Below are 17087 nucleotides of genomic sequence, written 5' to 3' on the forward strand. Positions count from 1 at the left end.
AGGTGGTCCCGTGGCCGAGCTTCCCCTCTCCCCCGTATTTGAACAACTTCGCAGCATTGCAAAAGAGCGCATTCTTATTCTCGATGGCGCAATGGGCACGCAGATCCAGCGGCTTGGTTTGTCCGAGGACGACTTCACCGGCCACGGCGCGGGTTGTGCCTGCCATATCCATTCTAACCATCCGCAAAAGGGCAATAACGACCTTCTGAACCTGACCCGTCCCGATGCCATCGAGGAGATTCACTACCTTTATGCGATGGCGGGTGCCGATATCGTGGAGACGAACACGTTTTCCTCGACCACGATCGCGCAGGCGGATTATGCGCTGCAGGACCGGGTGAAGGATCTGAATGCCGAAGGGGCGAGACTGGCCCGCAAGGCGATGGATCGCGCCACGGCTGAGGACGGGCGGCCGCGCTTCGTGGCCGGTGCTCTCGGGCCGACGAACCGGACCGCTTCGATCAGCCCGGATGTGAACAACCCTGGCTATCGCGCCGTGACCTTCGACCAGCTGGCCGAGGCTTATGCCGAACAGATCCGAGCGCTGATCGAAGGCGGCGCCGATCTGATCCTGATCGAGACGATTTTCGACACGCTCAACGCCAAGGCCGCGATCTTTGCTTGTGAGCAGGTCTTTGCGGAAAACAATCTGCGCCTGCCGGTCATGATCTCGGGCACGATCACCGATCTGTCGGGCCGGACGCTCTCGGGGCAGACGCCGACCGCGTTCTGGCACTCGATCCGCCATGCGCAGCCGCTGACCGTCGGGCTGAACTGCGCGCTCGGGGCGGAGGCGATGCGGCCGCATCTGGCGGAAATCTCGGACGCGGCGGACACGCTGGTCTGCGCATACCCCAATGCCGGCCTGCCGAACGAGATGGGCGAATATGATGAGACGCCCGAACAGATGGCCGCCCAGGTGGCCGAGTTCGCGCGTGAGGGGCTGGTGAACGTGGTTGGCGGCTGCTGCGGCTCGACCTATGATCATATCCGGGCCATTGCCGAGGCCGTTGAGGGCCTGCCCCCGCGTGAAATCCCCGAGAAAGAACCGCTGCTGCGCCTGTCGGGGCTGGAGCCGTTCATCAAGACCGACGATATTCCCTTTGTGAATGTGGGTGAGCGGACGAATGTCACCGGCTCGGCCCGGTTCCGCAAGCTGATTACCAATGGCGATTACGCAACCGCGCTGGATGTGGCGCGCGATCAGGTGGAAAACGGCGCCCAGATCATCGATGTGAACATGGATGAGGGGCTGATCGACAGCGAAAAGGCAATGGTCGATTACCTGAACCTGATCGCCTCCGAACCCGATATCGCCCGCGTGCCGATCATGGTGGATTCGTCCAAATGGGAGGTGATCGAGGCCGGGCTGAAATGCATTCAGGGCAAGCCCGTGGTGAATTCGATCAGCCTCAAGGAGGGTGAGGAACAGTTCCTGCACCACGCCCGTCTTTGCCGCGCTTACGGGGCGGCGGTGATCGTCATGGCCTTCGACGAGACCGGGCAGGCCGATACCGAAAACCGCAAGGTCGAGATCTGCACCCGCGCCTATGAGCTTCTAACGCAGGAAATCGGCTTCCCGCCAGAGGATATCATCTTCGACCCGAATATATTCGCCGTCGCCACGGGGATCGAGGAACACGATAATTACGGCGTCGATTTCATCAACGCCACGCGCCGCATCACCCAGACGCTGCCGCATGTGCATATCTCGGGCGGGGTCTCGAACCTGTCCTTCAGCTTCCGCGGCAACGAACCGGTGCGAGAGGCGATGCATGCGGTCTTCCTCTATCACGCCATTCAGGCCGGGATGGATATGGGCATCGTCAATGCCGGGCAGCTGGCCGTCTATGACCAGATCGATGACGAGTTGCGCGAGGCTTGTGAGGACGTGGTCCAGAACCGCCGTCCTGATGCGACGGAGCGGATGCTGGAAATCGCCGAGAAATATCGCGGCGAGGGCGGCGGCAAGGCCCGCGAGAAGGATCTGTCCTGGCGCGAATTGCCGGTTGAGAAGCGGCTGGAACATGCGCTTGTGAACGGGATCACCGAATATATCGACGCCGACACCGAAGAGGCGCGGCTGAACGCCGCCCGTCCGCTGCATGTCATCGAAGGCCCGCTGATGGCCGGGATGAACGTTGTGGGCGACCTGTTCGGCGCGGGCAAGATGTTTCTGCCGCAGGTGGTGAAATCCGCCCGCGTCATGAAACAGGCCGTGGCCCATCTGCTGCCCTATATGGAGGCCGAAAAGGCCGAGTCGGGCGAGGAAAGCAGCAACGGCAAAATCCTCATGGCGACGGTGAAGGGTGACGTGCACGATATCGGCAAGAATATCGTCGGCGTCGTGCTGGCCTGCAACAATTACGAGATCATCGACCTTGGCGTCATGGTTCCGGCGACGAAAATCCTGGAAACGGCCAAGGCGGAAAAGGTCGACGTGATCGGTCTGTCCGGGCTGATTACGCCCTCGCTTGACGAGATGGTCCATGTTGCTGCGGAGATGGAGCGGGAGGGTTTCGACCTGCCGCTGCTGATCGGCGGCGCGACCACCAGCCGGGTGCATACCGCGGTCAAGATCAATCCGCGCTATCACAAGGGGCAGGCGATCTATGTCACCGATGCCAGCCGGGCGGTCGGCGTGGTGTCACAGCTTCTGTCGGATCAGCGGGCGGAGTACACGGCGACAATCAACACGGAATACAAAGAGGTCGCCGAGAAATATAATCGCGGCGACAAGAACAAGAAACGGACCTCCATTGTGGATGCCCGCGCGAACCCGGTGCCGGTCGATTTCGCAAACTGGCAGGCGACGGCACCGAAATTCTTCGGCCCCCGCGTGATCGAGGATTTCGATCTGGCCGAGATCGCCACCTATATCGACTGGACGCCCTTCTTCCAGACATGGGAAATGCGCGGCGTCTATCCCCGCATTCTGGATGACGAAAAACAGGGGGAGGCGGCGCGGGCGCTGTTCGCCGATGCGCAGGCGATGCTGAAGCAGATCATAGCGGAGGACTGGTTCAAGCCGCGCGCCGTGATCGGCTTCTGGCCCGCGAACCGTGTGGGTGACGATATTCGCCTGTTCACCGATGAAGACCGCAAGGCAGAACTGGCCACGTTCTTTACGCTGCGTCAGCAGGTCTCGAAACGCGAGGGCAGGCCGAATGCCGCCTTGGCAGATTTCGTCGCGCCCGAGGGGCAGCCGGATTATGTCGGCGGGTTTGTCGTCACCTCCGGCCCGCAGGATCACGAGATTGCCGCGGCCTTCAAGGAGAAGGGCGACGATTATTCCGCGATCATGGTGCAGGCGCTCTCCGACCGTTTTGCAGAGGCGCTGGCAGAATTAATGCATACGCGCGTCCGTCGGGATTACTGGGGCTATGCACCTGATGAAAACCTTTCCAATGAGGATCTCATCGCGGAAGGTTATGACGGGATCCGCCCCGCACCGGGATATCCGGCGCAACCCGATCACACCGAAAAAATCACGCTTTTCAATCTTCTGAACGCGACGGAGGCAACCGGGGTGGAGCTTACGGAGTCAATGGCGATGTGGCCGGGGTCGTCGGTATCCGGCCTCTATATCGGGCATCCGGACGCCTATTATTTCGGCGTCGCAAAAGTCGAGGCCGATCAGGTTGAGGATTATGCGATGCGGAAGGGAATGGAGCAGCGTGTGGTCGAACGCTGGCTTGCCCCGGTCCTCAATTACGTTCCGGATAAGTAATACACTGAAGCTTGGTGATTTATTCTGAACTTATGAGAAAGGCCGCAACGATATTGCGGCCTTTCTCATTAAATCGAGCTTAGTTAACGGCATACTCGCCATGCGAGTTTACCGGCGCGTAAACCGGGGCTCCGCCATTCAGGATACGCACCCCTTCTTTCTTGCAGATTTCATTGGCGGCCTCAGTGGACATCCCGACCGGGTGCTGAACCGAGGTGTCGAAAAGAAGCTGTTCCAATGTATAGAGCTGGCACACAACGGGGCCTAACGCCGTTTCGACGACCACGGGTTGCGATGTAAGATCGTTTTTCGTTACGCAGCCGCTAACAGCAGCGACGGCGGTTGCGGCCAGCAAGGCTCTCATAATCATTTTCTTATTCCTGCCTTTTCTGAATTCTTGATATGACAATTCCGAATGCGGCTTTATGCAGGCCGCAATCAGAGCGCTAGGTATTGGCAAATGTATTCAACTTCAAGGTGAGCGAAGTGGCTAATGCCCGATTTGCAGGCCCGCTTCTGTCATCAACTTTTCGCTAGTTTCTTCGACCACGTCGCGAATGCGCTGCAAAAACGCATCGCGGCTTTCGCCCGGTTCGGCCTGCATTGGCTCCAAAAACTCGATGACAGCCCGACCGGACAGAACGGGAAGGCCCCGTTTTGGCCAGAACATCCCGCAATTCACCGCGACCGGCCACACCGGCAGTCCGGTTTCGATATGTAGCGTGCTTATACCATGCTTATAGGGTCGTTTTTCGCCCGGTCTGGTGCGTGTGCCTTCGGGGTAGAGGATCAGATGACCCAGCCCCTCGTCGGATGCCATCCGCTCGCGCACGGTAGCGATGATCTGGCCCATTGCGTCACGGCCCTTGCTGCGGTCGATCGGGATACATCCCGCACGGCGCGCATACCAGCCCATGATCGGAACGCGCAGAACCTCGCGCTTCATGACGAAGGCCCGTCTGCGCGCGGCATAGGCGATGGCGAGAATGTCCAGAAAGCTTTGATGTTTTGCGCCGATAAGTGCGCCCTCATTAGCTGCGGGTGGTGTGCCGCGTATCTCGACGGCGACACCCATGTGCCACCTCGCGGCGCGCAGCATATATCCGATCCAGACCGTCGCGACGCGATGCACGCCGCGTCGTCCCTGTCCCAGTTTCGTGACACCCCAGAGGCCGACGACGATGGTCGCCAGCGCGACGTGAATGTAATAGGTGATCGTGCCCAGATAGCTGAGAAAGCCCGGCTTTCCCGGTATGGGCGACAATCGCGCGGCCTGTGTTTCGTTCAGCAACGGAGAGCTCATGGCACCTCCCGCAGCATACGAAGTGCCGCCCATCTTGTCGCGACGAAGCCGACGCCTGCCGCGATGACCGGGATCAGAAGCGGCCACAGCCAGCCCCAGCCCTGAAAGCCCAGCCCGGTCAGGAAGCCGCCTGCCTGATCCATGCCGGGCAGCAGGGCGATTGCGATCATGCCCAGTATCGTGCCGATGAAGGCGCCGACTGCCGCGCGTCGGGTGAAGCGGCGGACGAAGGCTTGTGCGATCGTCACATCGCGCGCACCGATCAGACGCAGCACCCGGATCACCTGACCATTCGCCGCCAGCGAGGATTGCGCGGCCAGTGCCATCATCGCGGCACCCGCAGCCGCGATCAGTGCCAGTGACACCACGCCCAGCGTCCGCAGCCGTTTCGCAGCCGTTACCAATGGTTGCCGCCAGCGCGTGTGGTCGTCGAGAACGGCTCCGGGCGTCTCGGCCTCAAGCCGCAAACGCAAGCCGTCGGCGTCAAAATCTTCGCCCGATTCGCGGATCTCGATCAGGCGTGGAACCGGCAGTGCCTCAACCGGCAGGTCAGGGCCGAACCACGGGGTCAGAAGCGCATCGACCTCTTCCTCGGGCAGCATTCGCGCTTCAGCGATACCCGGCGTCTGGTCAAGAATACCCATGACGCGCCCGGTCAGGGTCTCGACCTCATCCGCAGGTGCGGAGACCCGGACGGTCACTGTCTGCGCCAGCGACTGCGACCAGCGATCTGCGAGCCGCCCGGTTGCAAAGCTGAGTGCGAGGGCGAAAACCGCCAGAAACGCCATCGCGCCTGCGGTCAGCAGCGTCAGCTGCGCCGTGAATCCGGTCGGCGGGACGATCCGGCCCGGCCCGGTATCGCGCCCAATCAGGCCACGCCAGAGGCTGCGCCAGTCGACATTGCTCAGTTTCCCGCTCATAGATCCGCCCCCGCCAGTTGGACCCGCTTGCCGGAAATGCGAAGGACGCGGGCCTGCACATCCATCTGACGCGCCGCCCGGATCAGGTCCATATCATGCGTCGCGATCAGCACCGGCTTGCCGGAGCGGTTAAGCTCGACCAGCAATTGCAGCAGCCGCAGCGACATTTCCCAATCAAGATTGCCCGTCGGCTCATCCGCCATCACGAAGTCGGGCGACATGATGACGGCACGCGCCAGTGCTACACGCTGACGCTCCCCCCCCGACAGCGAAGGCGGCAGGGCGCGCGCGTGAGAGGTCATGCCGACCCAGCCAAGCAGCTCCTTCAGGGCCTGCATATCCACAGGCTGACCGGCGACGGTTAGTGGCAGTGCGATATTCTCCGCCACGGGCAGGTGGTCCAGAAACTGTGCGTCCTGATGCAGCACCCCGACTTTCCGGCGCAGCATGGCGATGCCGTCCCGCGACAATCCGTTGACATCGTGGCCGAACGCGGTCAGCCCGCCCTTGCTGGGCAGCAGATCGGCATAGCAAAGCCGCAGGAACGTGGTTTTGCCTGAACCGGAGGGGCCGGTCAGAAAATGAAAGGACCCGGCAGGCAGGCTGAGATTCATGTCCTGCAAAAGGGTTCCGCCCTCGCGGTAACCAAAGGACAGCTCCTGCATTTCGATCAAGTCGGCCTCCGTCGCGTTGCCGTTTTGCCGCGGCGCTTGGAAGCCGGGCTTAGCGTTGATAGAACAGCCCTTGGTGGATTGCCAGAAACGGCGCAGCTTTTGAAGGACCCCGAATGCGGCTCATTTGCCCCCGTTGCAACACACGTTACGACCTGCCTGGCGAGATGATCCCGCCCGAAGGGCGCGAAGTCGAATGCTCTGCCTGCGGCAATATCTGGATGCAGACGCAGGCGCCGGTTTCGACGGTGGAAGGCACCACGATGGCGCAGCCGACCGGGCCGGTTTCGGCCGAGGTGGCGCATTTGGCAGTGGAAAACCGTGGCGTTGCCTCCGATCTGCGCAATGCTGCGAAGGCTCGATCAACCGAGGGGGAGGCCATTCGCGGCGATGCGCTAACGGCTGCCGATCTCGGTGAGCCGCCGAAATTGCAGCGCCCCTTGCCGGATGACGTGCTTGCGATCCTGCGCGAGGAAACCGCGCGTGAGCTTTCTGCACGTCGCGCCCATCGGGATGAAACCGCGCCGATCACATCTGATTTACCGCCGGTCGAGACGCTCAGCGATGAGCCTGAAATCGCTGCGGATGGCGCGGAGCTGGCCGCAAGCCAATCTTCTCAATCTGCTGGCGCGGCTGCCGGACCGCCTGTTGACGACGTCGATCCGCCAGCAGTGCAGCCACCCCCTGAGAGCGCGGCGGAACCGGACCCGTCACCGGAAGCCCTGCCTGGCCCCGAAACGCCGTCGCCCGATGATGTCGAATGGCCCGCAACCACCGTGATCGACCCCGATGATTCCGCGCCGCGCATTGTCGCCACGCAGGAAAAGCCGCGCCCGAAGCCGGACTTCGTCCCGATCCCGGCAACCGCCCCCCGGCGTGTTCTGAGCGATGACGTGCTGTCGGACGCAGAAAAGGCCGGGGAAACGCTTCCGCCCGTGAACTCACCCCAAGCCCCGGCGACCCGGCGAACATTGCCCGACCGCCAGCGCCGCCCTCTCCCGGATGCGGAAAAACTCGCAGCGACAATCCAGACTGAACAGCCTGCGTCGGATGTTGCTGGGGTGTCGGGGCAAGTGGCGACGCCTGCTGTGGGGCGGGGCTATGATGCCGGGTTTGCGCGCGCGATCATGGTGCTGGTGCTGCTCGTCATTGCTTATGTCGCGGCGGCGATCTGGTCGGACAGCGGGCAGGCCCCGGCGCAGGTGGCGATGGTGGTTGACCGGATAGACGCGCTTCGGGCCGATCTTTATGATGCCGCGATCGCCGTGATCGACCCTATCGCAGGGAGGGAATGATGCGCTTTGCCCCGATACCCGAGAGTTTGCCCACCACGGCCCCCTTCGTCGGGCCGGAAACGCAGGAGCGCGCGCGTGGTGCGCCCTATATCGCCCGGATCGGTGCGAATGAGAACGGTTTTGGTCCCTCGCCCCGTGCGATTGAGGCGATGGCGAAGGCGGCCCCCGATATCTGGAAATACGGCGATTCGGAGGCGCATGAACTGCGCGTGGCCGTGGCTGAACATCATGGCGTCGCCCCGGAGAATATCGCCATAGGCGAGGGCATCGACGGTCTGCTTGGCCTGCTGGTGCGGTTGCTGGTCGCGCCCGGGGATCCGGTGGTGACCTCTGACGGGGCCTATCCGACCTTCAATTTCCACGTTCTGGGCTTCGGCGGCGATCTGGTCAAAGTGCCTTACTCCGGCGATTACGAGCATCCTGACGCGCTTCTGACGCGCGCGGCAGAGGTCTCCCCCCGGCTGATCTATATCGCCAATCCCGATAATCCGATGGGGTCCTGGCACGATGCCGGTGTGATCGAGGCCATGCTGCCGCGCATTCCGAAAGGCAGCCTGCTGATACTGGACGAGGCTTACGCCGAGTTCGCCCCCGCCAGCGCCATCCCCGAGATTGACGCGAATGATGCGCGTGTCATCCGCATGCGGACCTTCTCCAAAGCCTACGCAATGGCGGGCGCGCGCGTGGCCTATGCGATTGGTGCGCCGGAACTGATCGCAGGGTTCGACCGCATCCGGAACCATTTCGGGGTCAACCGCGTCGGTCAGGCGGGCGCATTGGCGGCGTTTCAGGACCGTGAATGGCTGCGCAGCACGGTTGCGCAGGTCAGCAGCGCGCGGCTGCGCATCGGACAAATTGCCAGCGATAACGGCCTGACCGCATTGCCTTCCGCGACGAATTTCGTGGCCATTGATTGCGGCCATGACGGTGCCTTTGCCCGCGCCGTGCTGACCGGGCTGGACCGGATGGGGATTTTCGTCAGGATGCCGGGCGTCGCGCCGCTGAATCGCTGTATCCGGGTGTCCTGTGGTCCCGACGCCGCGCTTGACGCATTTGCCGCAGCACTGCCCGAAGCACTGGATTTCGCGCGGGCGCAGCAGAGGGCCGAGGCCGGTTAAAGCGCCCTGACAAGCCGATGCTTGACATTGCGGCCTTGTCGTCGATCACATTGCCGTTAAGCAAATGTCAAAAATAACCTGGATGAGGGACCGCATGGAGTTGATCAACACCATCATCGACAAGGCGAATGATCTGTTCTGGGGCTATATCCTGATTTATGGCCTGCTCGCTGTGGGCTTATTCTTCACGATCCGGCTCGGCTTTCTGCAATTCGTCCACTTCAAGGAAATGTGGCGCTGCGTGCTTGGCTCCGGCGAGACCGACAAGGACGGAATCTCGCCGTTTCAGGCACTGACCGTGTCGCTGGCCAGCCGTGTCGGCACCGGCAATATCGCGGGCGTCGCGGTTGCGCTGACGCTTGGCGGGCCGGGCGCGATCTTCTGGATGTGGATGGTGGCGCTTGTCGGCATGGCGACGGCCTATGCCGAATCGACGCTGGCCCAGCTTTATAAATCCCACGGTCCGAACGGCATGTATCGCGGCGGACCTGCGGCCTATATTTCCCGGGGCTTGGGTATGCCGTGGCTGGCCGCGATCTTTTCCGTCGCCCTGATCCTGTCCTTCGGGCTGATCTTCAACGCGGTGCAGGCGAACTCGATAGCCGAAGCCGTGGCGTTGCCGATCCAGAATTTTCTGGTCAACCAAGGCATGTTCGCCCTTGAACCCGAAAGCGGCATGAGCGCCTTCGTTGCCGCCAAGATCGTGATCGGCGTTGTCGTGGCGCTTCTGTCGGGCGTCATCATCTTCGGCGGTATCCCGTCCATTGCGCGCGTGGCCGAATTCGTCGTGCCGATCATGGCGGGGCTGTATCTGCTGGCGGCGGTGATCGCGCTGATCCTGAATATCGACCGGGTGCCGGGCATCCTGTCGGGCATCGTCCTCAACGCTTTCGGCTTGCAGGAAACGGTCGGCGGGGTGGCTGGCGGCGTCATTGCGGCGGCCATGAACGGGATCAAGCGCGGCCTGTTCTCGAACGAGGCCGGCATGGGCTCCGCCCCCAATATCGCCGCTGTCGCCACGCCTGCGCCGCATCACCCGTCAAGTCAGGGCTTCGTGCAGGCGCTTGGCGTGTTCATCGACACGCTGCTGGTCTGTACCGCGACCGCCGTAATGATCCTGCTGGCCGATGTCATCCCGTCGCAGGAACTGACCGGGGTGAACCTGACGCAGGCCGCGCTTGGCGATCATTTCGGCAATCTCGGTCAGATATTCGTCGGTGTGGCGATCTTCTTCTTCGCCTTCACGTCGATCATCGGAAATTATTCCTATGCCGAAAACGCCGTCATCCATCTCGGCGGCGGCAAAAACGGGATCATCGCGCTGCGTCTTGGCCTGATGGCAATGGTGATCTGGGGCGCGTCGCAAGCGGTTGCGACAGTGTTCAACTTCGCCGATGCCTCGATGGGGCTGATGGCGACGATCAACCTGATCGCGATTGTGTTGCTTTCGGGCACCGTGGTTGCCGTGACGCGCGATTACCTCGCCAAGCGCAAGGTCGGGGAGGAGCCGCAATTCAGCATCTCCCAACATCCCGAAATCGCCCCGGGCGTGAGCCGCGATATCTGGAGCTGACCTTTCCGCAATGATCTGCGCCTGCCCCGCATCAATGGGGCGGGCGCATCTTTTACCGTCCCGCATCCCGTGCTAAGCCGCCCGCGTAACGCAGGATGACGCCGATGACCGATCTCGAAACGCTTCGCTCCACCTATCTGGCCCGCGTGGCCGACGCCGCCGATGCCAGTGCTTTGGAAGAGGTCCGGCTGGCCGCTCTTGGCAAGAAGGGCGAGATCAGCCTGAAAATGCGCGAACTGGGCAAGATGACGCCGGAGGAGCGGCAGGTTGCCGGTCCGGCCCTGAACGGTCTGAAGGACGAAATCGACGCCGCGTTGCGCGCCCGCAAGATCGCGCTGGAGGATGAGGCGCTGGACGCAAGGCTGCGCGGCGAATGGCTGGATGTGACCATGCCGGGCCGCCCGCGTCCGCAGGGTTCGATCCACCCCGTCAGCCAGGTGATGGAGGAGGTCGCGGCGATCTTTGCCGATATGGGGTTTTCGGTTGCGGAGGGTCCGCAGGTGGAAAGCGATTGGTATAATTTCGACGCGCTGAACATCCCGCCGGAACATCCCGCGCGGCAGGAGCATGACACGTTCTTCATGCACCGGGCCGAGGGCGACGACCGCCCGCCCCATGTGCTGCGCACCCATACCTCGCCGGTCCAGATCCGTTCGATGCAGGAAACCGGCGCCCCGATCCGCATTATCGCGCCGGGCCGGGTCTATCGGATGGATATGGATCAGACCCATACGCCCATGTTCCATCAGGTCGAGGGGCTGGCGATTGGCAAAGATATTTCGATGGCCAATCTGAAATGGGTGCTGGAAGAATTCTGCCGCGCCTTCTTCGAGGTCGAGCAGGTCGAGCTGCGCTTCCGCGCCAGCCATTTCCCCTTCACGGAGCCTTCCGCGGAAGTCGATATCCGCTGCAGCTGGGAGGGCGGCAGCCTGAAGATTGGCGAGGGCGACAGCTGGATGGAAATCCTCGGCTCCGGCATGGTTCACCCCAAAGTGCTGGAGGCAGCCGGCGTCGATCCGACCGAATGGCAGGGCTTCGCCTTCGGCATGGGCATCGACCGGCTGGCGATGCTGAAATACGGCATCCCCGATTTGCGGGCCTTCTTCGAAAGCGACCTCCGCTGGCTCCGCCATTACGGGTTTGCAGCGGGGGATGTGCCGACGGTGTCGGGCGGGTTGTCGCGTTAGGTTATGGTGCGCGGCCATCATCGGTCCGCTGTGATCGCAATTCGGTGCATGGCCAAACCTCGCCGTCGCGGCTAGGCTGCGGGGGATATGCAGATAAGCGGGGCATAATGACCAAGCCACCCAGCGGAAAATCCAAGAAGCCGAAACCCGCCCAGACAGCAAAACGGGAAAAGCCGCCCGCCCCAGTGCCTGCTGTGTCTGAAGCGGCTGCGGTGTGTGATGAGGCGGATCAGGCGGTTTTGCAGGCGGCGGAGCAGGTTTATAAGCATCTGCTGGCGCGGGTGAAGGATTTTCAGAACACGCTGCCGGAGAACTATGAGCTTGGGATTCAGCTTGCCAATTTCGGGCGGGAACGTGCGGTTCATGTGCGTGGGATGGGGTTCCGCAATCCCAATATCATCGAGTTTTACGGGCTGCTGGACGGCAAGACGCAGGTGGCTGTGGTCCAGCATGTCTCACAGCTTAATTTCATGCTTGTGGCGGTTCCTCCGGCGGCGGAGCAGGCGCCTTACCGGATCGGGTTCGGGGCGGAAATTTAACCCCCGATACCGATGACAAGGGGCGGGTGTGGCGTTATCGTCCGGCGCATAGTCTTTTTTCGCGAACAATGCCCAGCCGGAGAGCCAGCATGACGAAACCGACGACGCTAATAGCCTATGCTTCAGCATTTCTTGGCGCCATCAGCCTGTTCGGGTTGGTCGATGCCGCGCGGGTGAGCGAGGGCGGATCGGCAGCGGGGGCTGTGACGCAGGCGTTTCTGATGCCGCTTCTGGGGATCGCGGCGGCGACGTTTCTGGCGCTGACCATTATCGGCGTATCGCGGCGGCATCTGCGCAAGCCTTATGGTTGGAACAGCGAGAGGACGGAACAGAATCTGTTGGATTTCGGACTCGCCCTGACCTGCTATTTCGGGGTTCTGGCGCTGATTTCCTATCTGCTCGCCCTGTTGCTGCCCGGCTGGGTTGGCACGGCGGGGCCTGCGACGGCGCGGTACTGGCCGTGGTTTCTGGCGGTTCCGTGCCTGCTGATCGGGGCGTTCGGGCGGCGCAACAAGCCGGTATGGCTGGCTGCCGGGGCGATCTTCGCGACGGTCGGAATATTCACGGGCTGACGCTTTTCTTTATATAAATTCCCCCGATAGCGTCGCAAAATTCGAGGCTGAAAACGGTATATGCGGCCCGTATGATACCCGTATGATAACTGTATCACACGCGTATATACGCCGTGCGCAGGTCTTGGCTCGGCCGTCGGACTGACTGGCGGGAGTGGTCATTAATGACTTCAGAACGCTCGACAACAGAACCGATTTCCCGCATATCCGCCGCAATTAAACAGGAGAGGTTTTGATGGAATCCATCAGTAATTTTGTCGGCTGGATTAACGGCATTGTCTGGGGTGTGCCGATGATCGTCCTGATCCTCGGCACGGGTCTGTTCCTGCAAATCCGGCTGGGCTTCATGCCGATCCGCAAGATCGGATACGGGCTGAAAATGGTGCGCCGCAGCCGGGTGCCGGATGATATTGCAGACGGGGACATCACCCCCTTTGCGGCGCTGATGACGACGCTGTCGGCCACCATCGGGACGGGGAATATCGCCGGTGTCGCCACGGCCATAGCACTTGGCGGGCCGGGGGCTGTGTTCTGGATGTGGATGACCGCATTCGTCGGCATGGCCACGAAATATGCCGAGGTCGTCGTCGCTGTGAAATACCGCGAGATCGACGACAGGGGTCATTTCGTCGGCGGCCCGATGTACGCGATCCGCAACGGTCTGGGCGCGAAATGGGGCTGGCTGGCCGCGGCCTTTGCCGTGTTCGGCGGGCTGGCGGGTTTCGGGATCGGGAACATGGTCCAGTCCAACTCCATCTCCGAGGCGATGAATACGGCCTTCGGTCTGCCCGGCTGGGTCAGCGGTGTTGTCATCGCCGGGCTGACCGGCGCGGTCATTCTGGGCGGTATCAAGCGGATCGGCGCTGTCGCTGAAAAGCTGATCCCGGCGATGGCGGTGATCTATGTCGTTGCGGTTCTGATCGTGTTGCTGCTGAACCTGACCGCGCTGCCGGGGGCGCTGATGACGATCATCACATCTGCATTCTCGCCCACCTCGGCTGTTGGCGGTTTCGCAGGTGCTGCGGTCATGCACGGCATCCGCTACGGGGTCGCGCGCGGGATCTTCTCCAACGAGGCCGGTCTGGGGACCGCCGGTATTGCGCAGGCGGCCGGGTCGACCCGCGATCCGGTCTATTCCGGCATGATCGGCATGATGGGGACATTCATCGACACCATCATCATCTGCACCATGACGGCGCTGGCGATCATGGTCACCGGCGTCTGGAGTTCCGGCGAATCCGGCGCGGCCCTGTCGGCGGCGGCGTTTGAGAGCGCGCTGCCCGGTTTCGGGTCCGAATTGCTGGCGCTGCTGCTGTCGGTCTTTGCCTTCACCACGATCCTCGGCTGGGCGTTTTACGGCGAGCGGTGCTGGGCCTATCTGTTCGGCACCAGAGCCACGATGCCGTTCCGCATCCTGTGGACGGTTGCGGTTTTCGTGGGCACCGTTGTGACGCTCGATTTCGCGTGGCTGGTGGCGGATACGCTGAATGCGTTCATGGCGATCCCGAACCTGATTTCGCTGATCGCGCTGTCGCCGGTCATCGTTGCGCTGACAAAGGAATATCTGCAACGCAACGAACGGGGCTGAGTTTTCGGCCTGCGCGGGGTTGACGCCCCGCGTTTCGGAGGATTGAAGGTTCTGAACAACGCCTGTCCCCTGACGGGGGCGGGCGCAGATCATTAAGGTGCGCCATGAAATTCACCCTGTCCTGGCTGAAAGACCATCTGGAAACCGATGCTTCGGTGGAGGAGATCGGCCGCGTTCTGACCGATCTCGGGCTGGAAATCGAGGAGATCATCGACCCGGCGGCGCGGCTGCGCGGCTTTACCATTGCCAAGGTGGTATCGGCAGAGCAGCATCCCGATGCCGACCGGCTGCGGGTGTTGCGGGTCGCGACGGATGAGGGCGAGAAGCAGATCGTCTGCGGCGCGCCCAATGCGAAGGCGGGGCTGATCGGGGTGCTGGCGAAGCCCGGCGATTATGTCCCCGGCATTGATGTCACGCTGAGCGTCGGCAAGATCCGGGGCGTGGAGAGCCACGGCATGATGGCCTCCGAGCGCGAGCTTGAGCTGTCTGACGAGCATGACGGGATTATCGAGCTTCCCTCGGGCGAGGTCGGTCAGCCCTTTGTGGACTGGCTGGCGGAAAACGCGCCGGACAAGATCGATCCGGTCTTTGACATTGCGATCACGCCGAACCGGCCCGATGCGCTTGGCGTGCGCGGCGTGGCGCGGGATCTGGCGGCGCGTGGTCTTGGGGTGCTGAAGCCCCTGGCCGAAGCGCGGATCGAGAGCGGGTTTGCGAGCCCGGTCAACGTGACCATTGATCCGGCGATTGCCGAGAAGGCGCCGTTCTTTGCCGGGCGCGTGGTGCGTGGGGTGAAGAACGGTCCGTCGCCGGAGTGGATGCAGAAGCGGCTGCGGGCGATTGGTTTGCGGCCGATCAATGCTCTGGTCGATATTACGAATTACTTCACCTACGACCTGAACCGGCCGCTGCATGTGTTCGATGTGGCCAAGGTCTCGGGTGACCTGCATTTGCGGGGCGCGAAGGCTGGTGAGACGCTGGTGGCCCTGGATGACAAGGAATATGTCATGCCGGAGGGGGCCGTGGTCATCTGTGACCGGAACGGCATCGAGTCGATTGCCGGGGTGATGGGCGGTGCCGCGTCAGGTTCTCAGCCCGATACCACGGATGTGTTTATCGAGGCGGCGTATTTCGATCCGATCAGCACGGCGGCGACGGGCCGGGCGCTGAAGATCAATTCCGATGCGCGGTATCGGTTCGAGCGCGGGATTGACCCGGCCTTCACGCTGCCGGGTCTGGATCTGGCGACGCAGATGGTGCTGGATCTTTGCGGGGGCGAGGCGTCGGGGCCGGTCACGGCGGGCGCGGTGCCGGATCATGCCCGCGCTTACCGGCTGGATACCGACCGCGTTGTCAGCCTCGTCGGGATGGAGATCGACGCGGAGGTGCAGCGCCGGACGCTGGAGGCTCTGGGTTTCCGGATGGAGGGCGATCTGGCCCATGTGCCGAGCTGGCGGCCCGATGTGCTGGGCGAGGCCGATCTGGTCGAGGAGGTGGCGCGGATCGCCAGCCTGACGCGGCTGGTCGGCAAGCCGATGGCGCGGCCTCAGCCGGGTGTGCCGCAGCCGATCCTGACGCCGTTGCAGCGGCGCGAGGGTGCGGCGCGCCGGATGGCGGCGTCGCTTGGGTATAATGAATGCGTGACCTACAGTTTCATCGACGCTGCGGCGGCGGCTCTGTTCGGGGGCGGTGATGATGCGGTGCGGCTGGAAAACCCGATCAGTTCGGAGATGACGCATCTGCGACCCGATCTGCTGCCGGGGCTGCTGGCGGCGGCGTCGCGCAATCAGGCGCGTGGCTTTGCGGATATGGCGCTGTTCGAGTGCGGGCCGGTCTTCTCGGGCGGGGAGCCGGGGGATCAGGCCTTGCGGCTGACGGGTCTGCTGGTCGGTGCGGTTGCGCCGCGCGATGCTTACGGCTCACGCCGGGTGGTGGATATTTATGACGCCAAGGCGGATGCGGAGGCGGTTTTGTCCGCCATCGGTGCGCCGGCGAAGTTCCAGATCGACCGCAAGCTGGATGGCTGGTGGCATCCGGGTCGGTCGGGCAATATCCAGCTTGGCCCGAACCGGCTGGCCACGTTTGGTGAGGTGCATCCGAAGGTGCTGCGCGAGATGGATGTGAAGGGGCCTGCGGTTGCGTTCACCATCCATATTCCGAACGTGCCGCTGCCGAAATCCAGCGTACCGACGCGGCCTGCGCTGAATGCCTCTGACCTGCAAGCGGTCGAGCGGGATTTCGCCTTTGTCGTCGACGCGGATGTCGAGGCGCTGAAGCTGGTGAATGCCGCTGCCGGGGCCGACAAGGCTTTGATCGAAAGCGTGCGGGTATTCGACCAGTTCGCCGGCGAGAAGGCCGAGGCGCAGATGGGGGCGGGCAAGAAATCCGTGGCGATCACGGCCCGCCTGCAACCGCGCGACAAGACGCTGACCGATGCGGAGATCGAGGCTGTGGCGGCGAAGATCGTCGATAAGGTTTCGAAAGCGACCGGCGGTGTGCTTCGGAGCTGATGCTGCGCGCCGCCAAAGTACCCGGCCCGGAACAAGGGGCGTAGCGCCGCCGGGCCAGCGGGCGTCCGCCCGTCATGTCAA

General features: G+C 62.6%; 13 protein-coding genes. 9 read left to right on the forward strand and 4 right to left on the reverse strand.

Annotated elements, in window-relative coordinates; all coding sequences use genetic code 11:
- The first annotated feature begins 10 nt into the window (after positions 1-10).
- A complete protein-coding gene (metH, locus tag PAF12_RS00810) occupies positions 11-3730 on the forward strand; it encodes a methionine synthase (RefSeq protein ID WP_271108125.1) in 3720 nt (1239 codons plus the stop codon).
- 79 nt (positions 3731-3809) lie between these two features.
- On the opposite strand, the gene PAF12_RS00815 is transcribed toward metH, so the two are convergent.
- From PAF12_RS00815 to PAF12_RS00830, 4 genes are all read right to left on the reverse strand, one after another.
- Complete coding sequence (locus PAF12_RS00815) at positions 3810-4139, reverse strand: hypothetical protein (protein WP_271108126.1); 330 nt, start codon at positions 4137-4139, stop codon at positions 3810-3812.
- A gap of 81 nt (positions 4140-4220) precedes the next feature.
- Positions 4221-5033, reverse strand: a complete 813-nt coding sequence (locus PAF12_RS00820) for a 1-acyl-sn-glycerol-3-phosphate acyltransferase (RefSeq protein WP_271108127.1) — start codon at positions 5031-5033, stop codon at positions 4221-4223.
- Positions 5030-5953 carry an ABC transporter permease gene (locus PAF12_RS00825; protein WP_271108128.1) on the reverse strand — a complete coding sequence of 308 codons (924 nt, stop codon included), beginning with the start codon at positions 5951-5953 and terminating at the stop codon, positions 5030-5032. The genes PAF12_RS00820 and PAF12_RS00825 overlap by 4 nt, the downstream gene beginning before the upstream one ends.
- Positions 5950-6627: a cell division ATP-binding protein FtsE gene (locus PAF12_RS00830; protein WP_271108129.1), complete on the reverse strand. Its 678-nt coding sequence runs from the start codon at positions 6625-6627 to the stop codon at positions 5950-5952. Before PAF12_RS00830 ends, PAF12_RS00825 begins: the two co-directional genes overlap by 4 nt.
- Positions 6628-6740: 113 nt before the next feature.
- On the opposite strand from PAF12_RS00830, the gene PAF12_RS00835 reads away from it, so the two are divergent.
- From PAF12_RS00835 to pheT, 8 genes are all read left to right on the forward strand, one after another.
- Positions 6741-7919 carry a zinc-ribbon domain-containing protein gene (locus tag PAF12_RS00835; protein ID WP_271108130.1) on the forward strand — a complete coding sequence of 393 codons (1179 nt, stop codon included), beginning with the start codon at positions 6741-6743 and terminating at the stop codon, positions 7917-7919.
- A complete protein-coding gene (locus PAF12_RS00840; protein ID WP_271108131.1) occupies positions 7919-9037 on the forward strand; it encodes a pyridoxal phosphate-dependent aminotransferase in 1119 nt (372 codons plus the stop codon). The genes PAF12_RS00835 and PAF12_RS00840 overlap by 1 nt, the downstream gene beginning before the upstream one ends.
- A gap of 82 nt (positions 9038-9119) precedes the next feature.
- Positions 9120-10610, forward strand: a complete 1491-nt coding sequence (locus tag PAF12_RS00845; protein WP_271108132.1) for a sodium:alanine symporter family protein — start codon at positions 9120-9122, stop codon at positions 10608-10610.
- Positions 10611-10714: 104 nt separating this feature from the next.
- Positions 10715-11797, forward strand: coding sequence for a phenylalanine--tRNA ligase subunit alpha (pheS, locus tag PAF12_RS00850; protein ID WP_271108133.1), 1083 nt, complete (start codon positions 10715-10717; stop codon positions 11795-11797).
- A gap of 107 nt (positions 11798-11904) precedes the next feature.
- The gene (locus PAF12_RS00855) at positions 11905-12336 is read left to right on the forward strand and encodes a DUF6173 family protein (RefSeq protein ID WP_271108134.1); all 432 of its coding nucleotides are present in this window, start codon (positions 11905-11907) and stop codon (positions 12334-12336) included.
- An 89-nt stretch (positions 12337-12425) separates the two neighbouring features.
- Complete coding sequence (locus tag PAF12_RS00860; RefSeq protein ID WP_271108135.1) at positions 12426-12908, forward strand: hypothetical protein; 483 nt, start codon at positions 12426-12428, stop codon at positions 12906-12908.
- Positions 12909-13143: 235 nt separating this feature from the next.
- Positions 13144-14496: a sodium:alanine symporter family protein gene (locus PAF12_RS00865; RefSeq protein WP_271108136.1), complete on the forward strand. Its 1353-nt coding sequence runs from the start codon at positions 13144-13146 to the stop codon at positions 14494-14496.
- A 104-nt stretch (positions 14497-14600) separates the two neighbouring features.
- Entirely contained in the window at positions 14601-17006 is a 2406-nt protein-coding gene (pheT, locus tag PAF12_RS00870) for a phenylalanine--tRNA ligase subunit beta (RefSeq protein ID WP_271108137.1), read from the forward strand.
- Positions 17007-17087 lie beyond the last annotated feature (81 nt).

This window comes from Paracoccus sp. SCSIO 75233 (genome assembly GCF_027912675.1).
Taxonomy (GTDB): Bacteria; Pseudomonadota; Alphaproteobacteria; order Rhodobacterales; family Rhodobacteraceae; genus Paracoccus.

What these genes read in the sequence shown, in the direction of transcription:
- PAF12_RS00820 (WP_271108127.1), bottom strand. Translation starts at nt 5,033, where the DNA reads ATGAGCTCTCCGTTGCTGAACGAAACACAGGCCGCGCGATTGTCGCCC.
- PAF12_RS00825 (WP_271108128.1), bottom strand. Translation starts at nt 5,953, where the DNA reads ATGAGCGGGAAACTGAGCAATGTCGACTGGCGCAGCCTCTGGCGTGGC.
- PAF12_RS00835 (WP_271108130.1), top strand. Translation starts at nt 6,741, where the DNA reads ATGCGGCTCATTTGCCCCCGTTGCAACACACGTTACGACCTGCCTGGC.
- PAF12_RS00840 (WP_271108131.1), top strand. Translation starts at nt 7,919, where the DNA reads ATGCGCTTTGCCCCGATACCCGAGAGTTTGCCCACCACGGCCCCCTTC.
- PAF12_RS00845 (WP_271108132.1), top strand. Translation starts at nt 9,120, where the DNA reads ATGAGGGACCGCATGGAGTTGATCAACACCATCATCGACAAGGCGAAT.
- pheS (WP_271108133.1), top strand. Translation starts at nt 10,715, where the DNA reads ATGACCGATCTCGAAACGCTTCGCTCCACCTATCTGGCCCGCGTGGCC.
- PAF12_RS00855 (WP_271108134.1), top strand. Translation starts at nt 11,905, where the DNA reads ATGACCAAGCCACCCAGCGGAAAATCCAAGAAGCCGAAACCCGCCCAG.
- PAF12_RS00860 (WP_271108135.1), top strand. Translation starts at nt 12,426, where the DNA reads ATGACGAAACCGACGACGCTAATAGCCTATGCTTCAGCATTTCTTGGC.
- PAF12_RS00865 (WP_271108136.1), top strand. Translation starts at nt 13,144, where the DNA reads ATGGAATCCATCAGTAATTTTGTCGGCTGGATTAACGGCATTGTCTGG.
- pheT (WP_271108137.1), top strand. Translation starts at nt 14,601, where the DNA reads ATGAAATTCACCCTGTCCTGGCTGAAAGACCATCTGGAAACCGATGCT.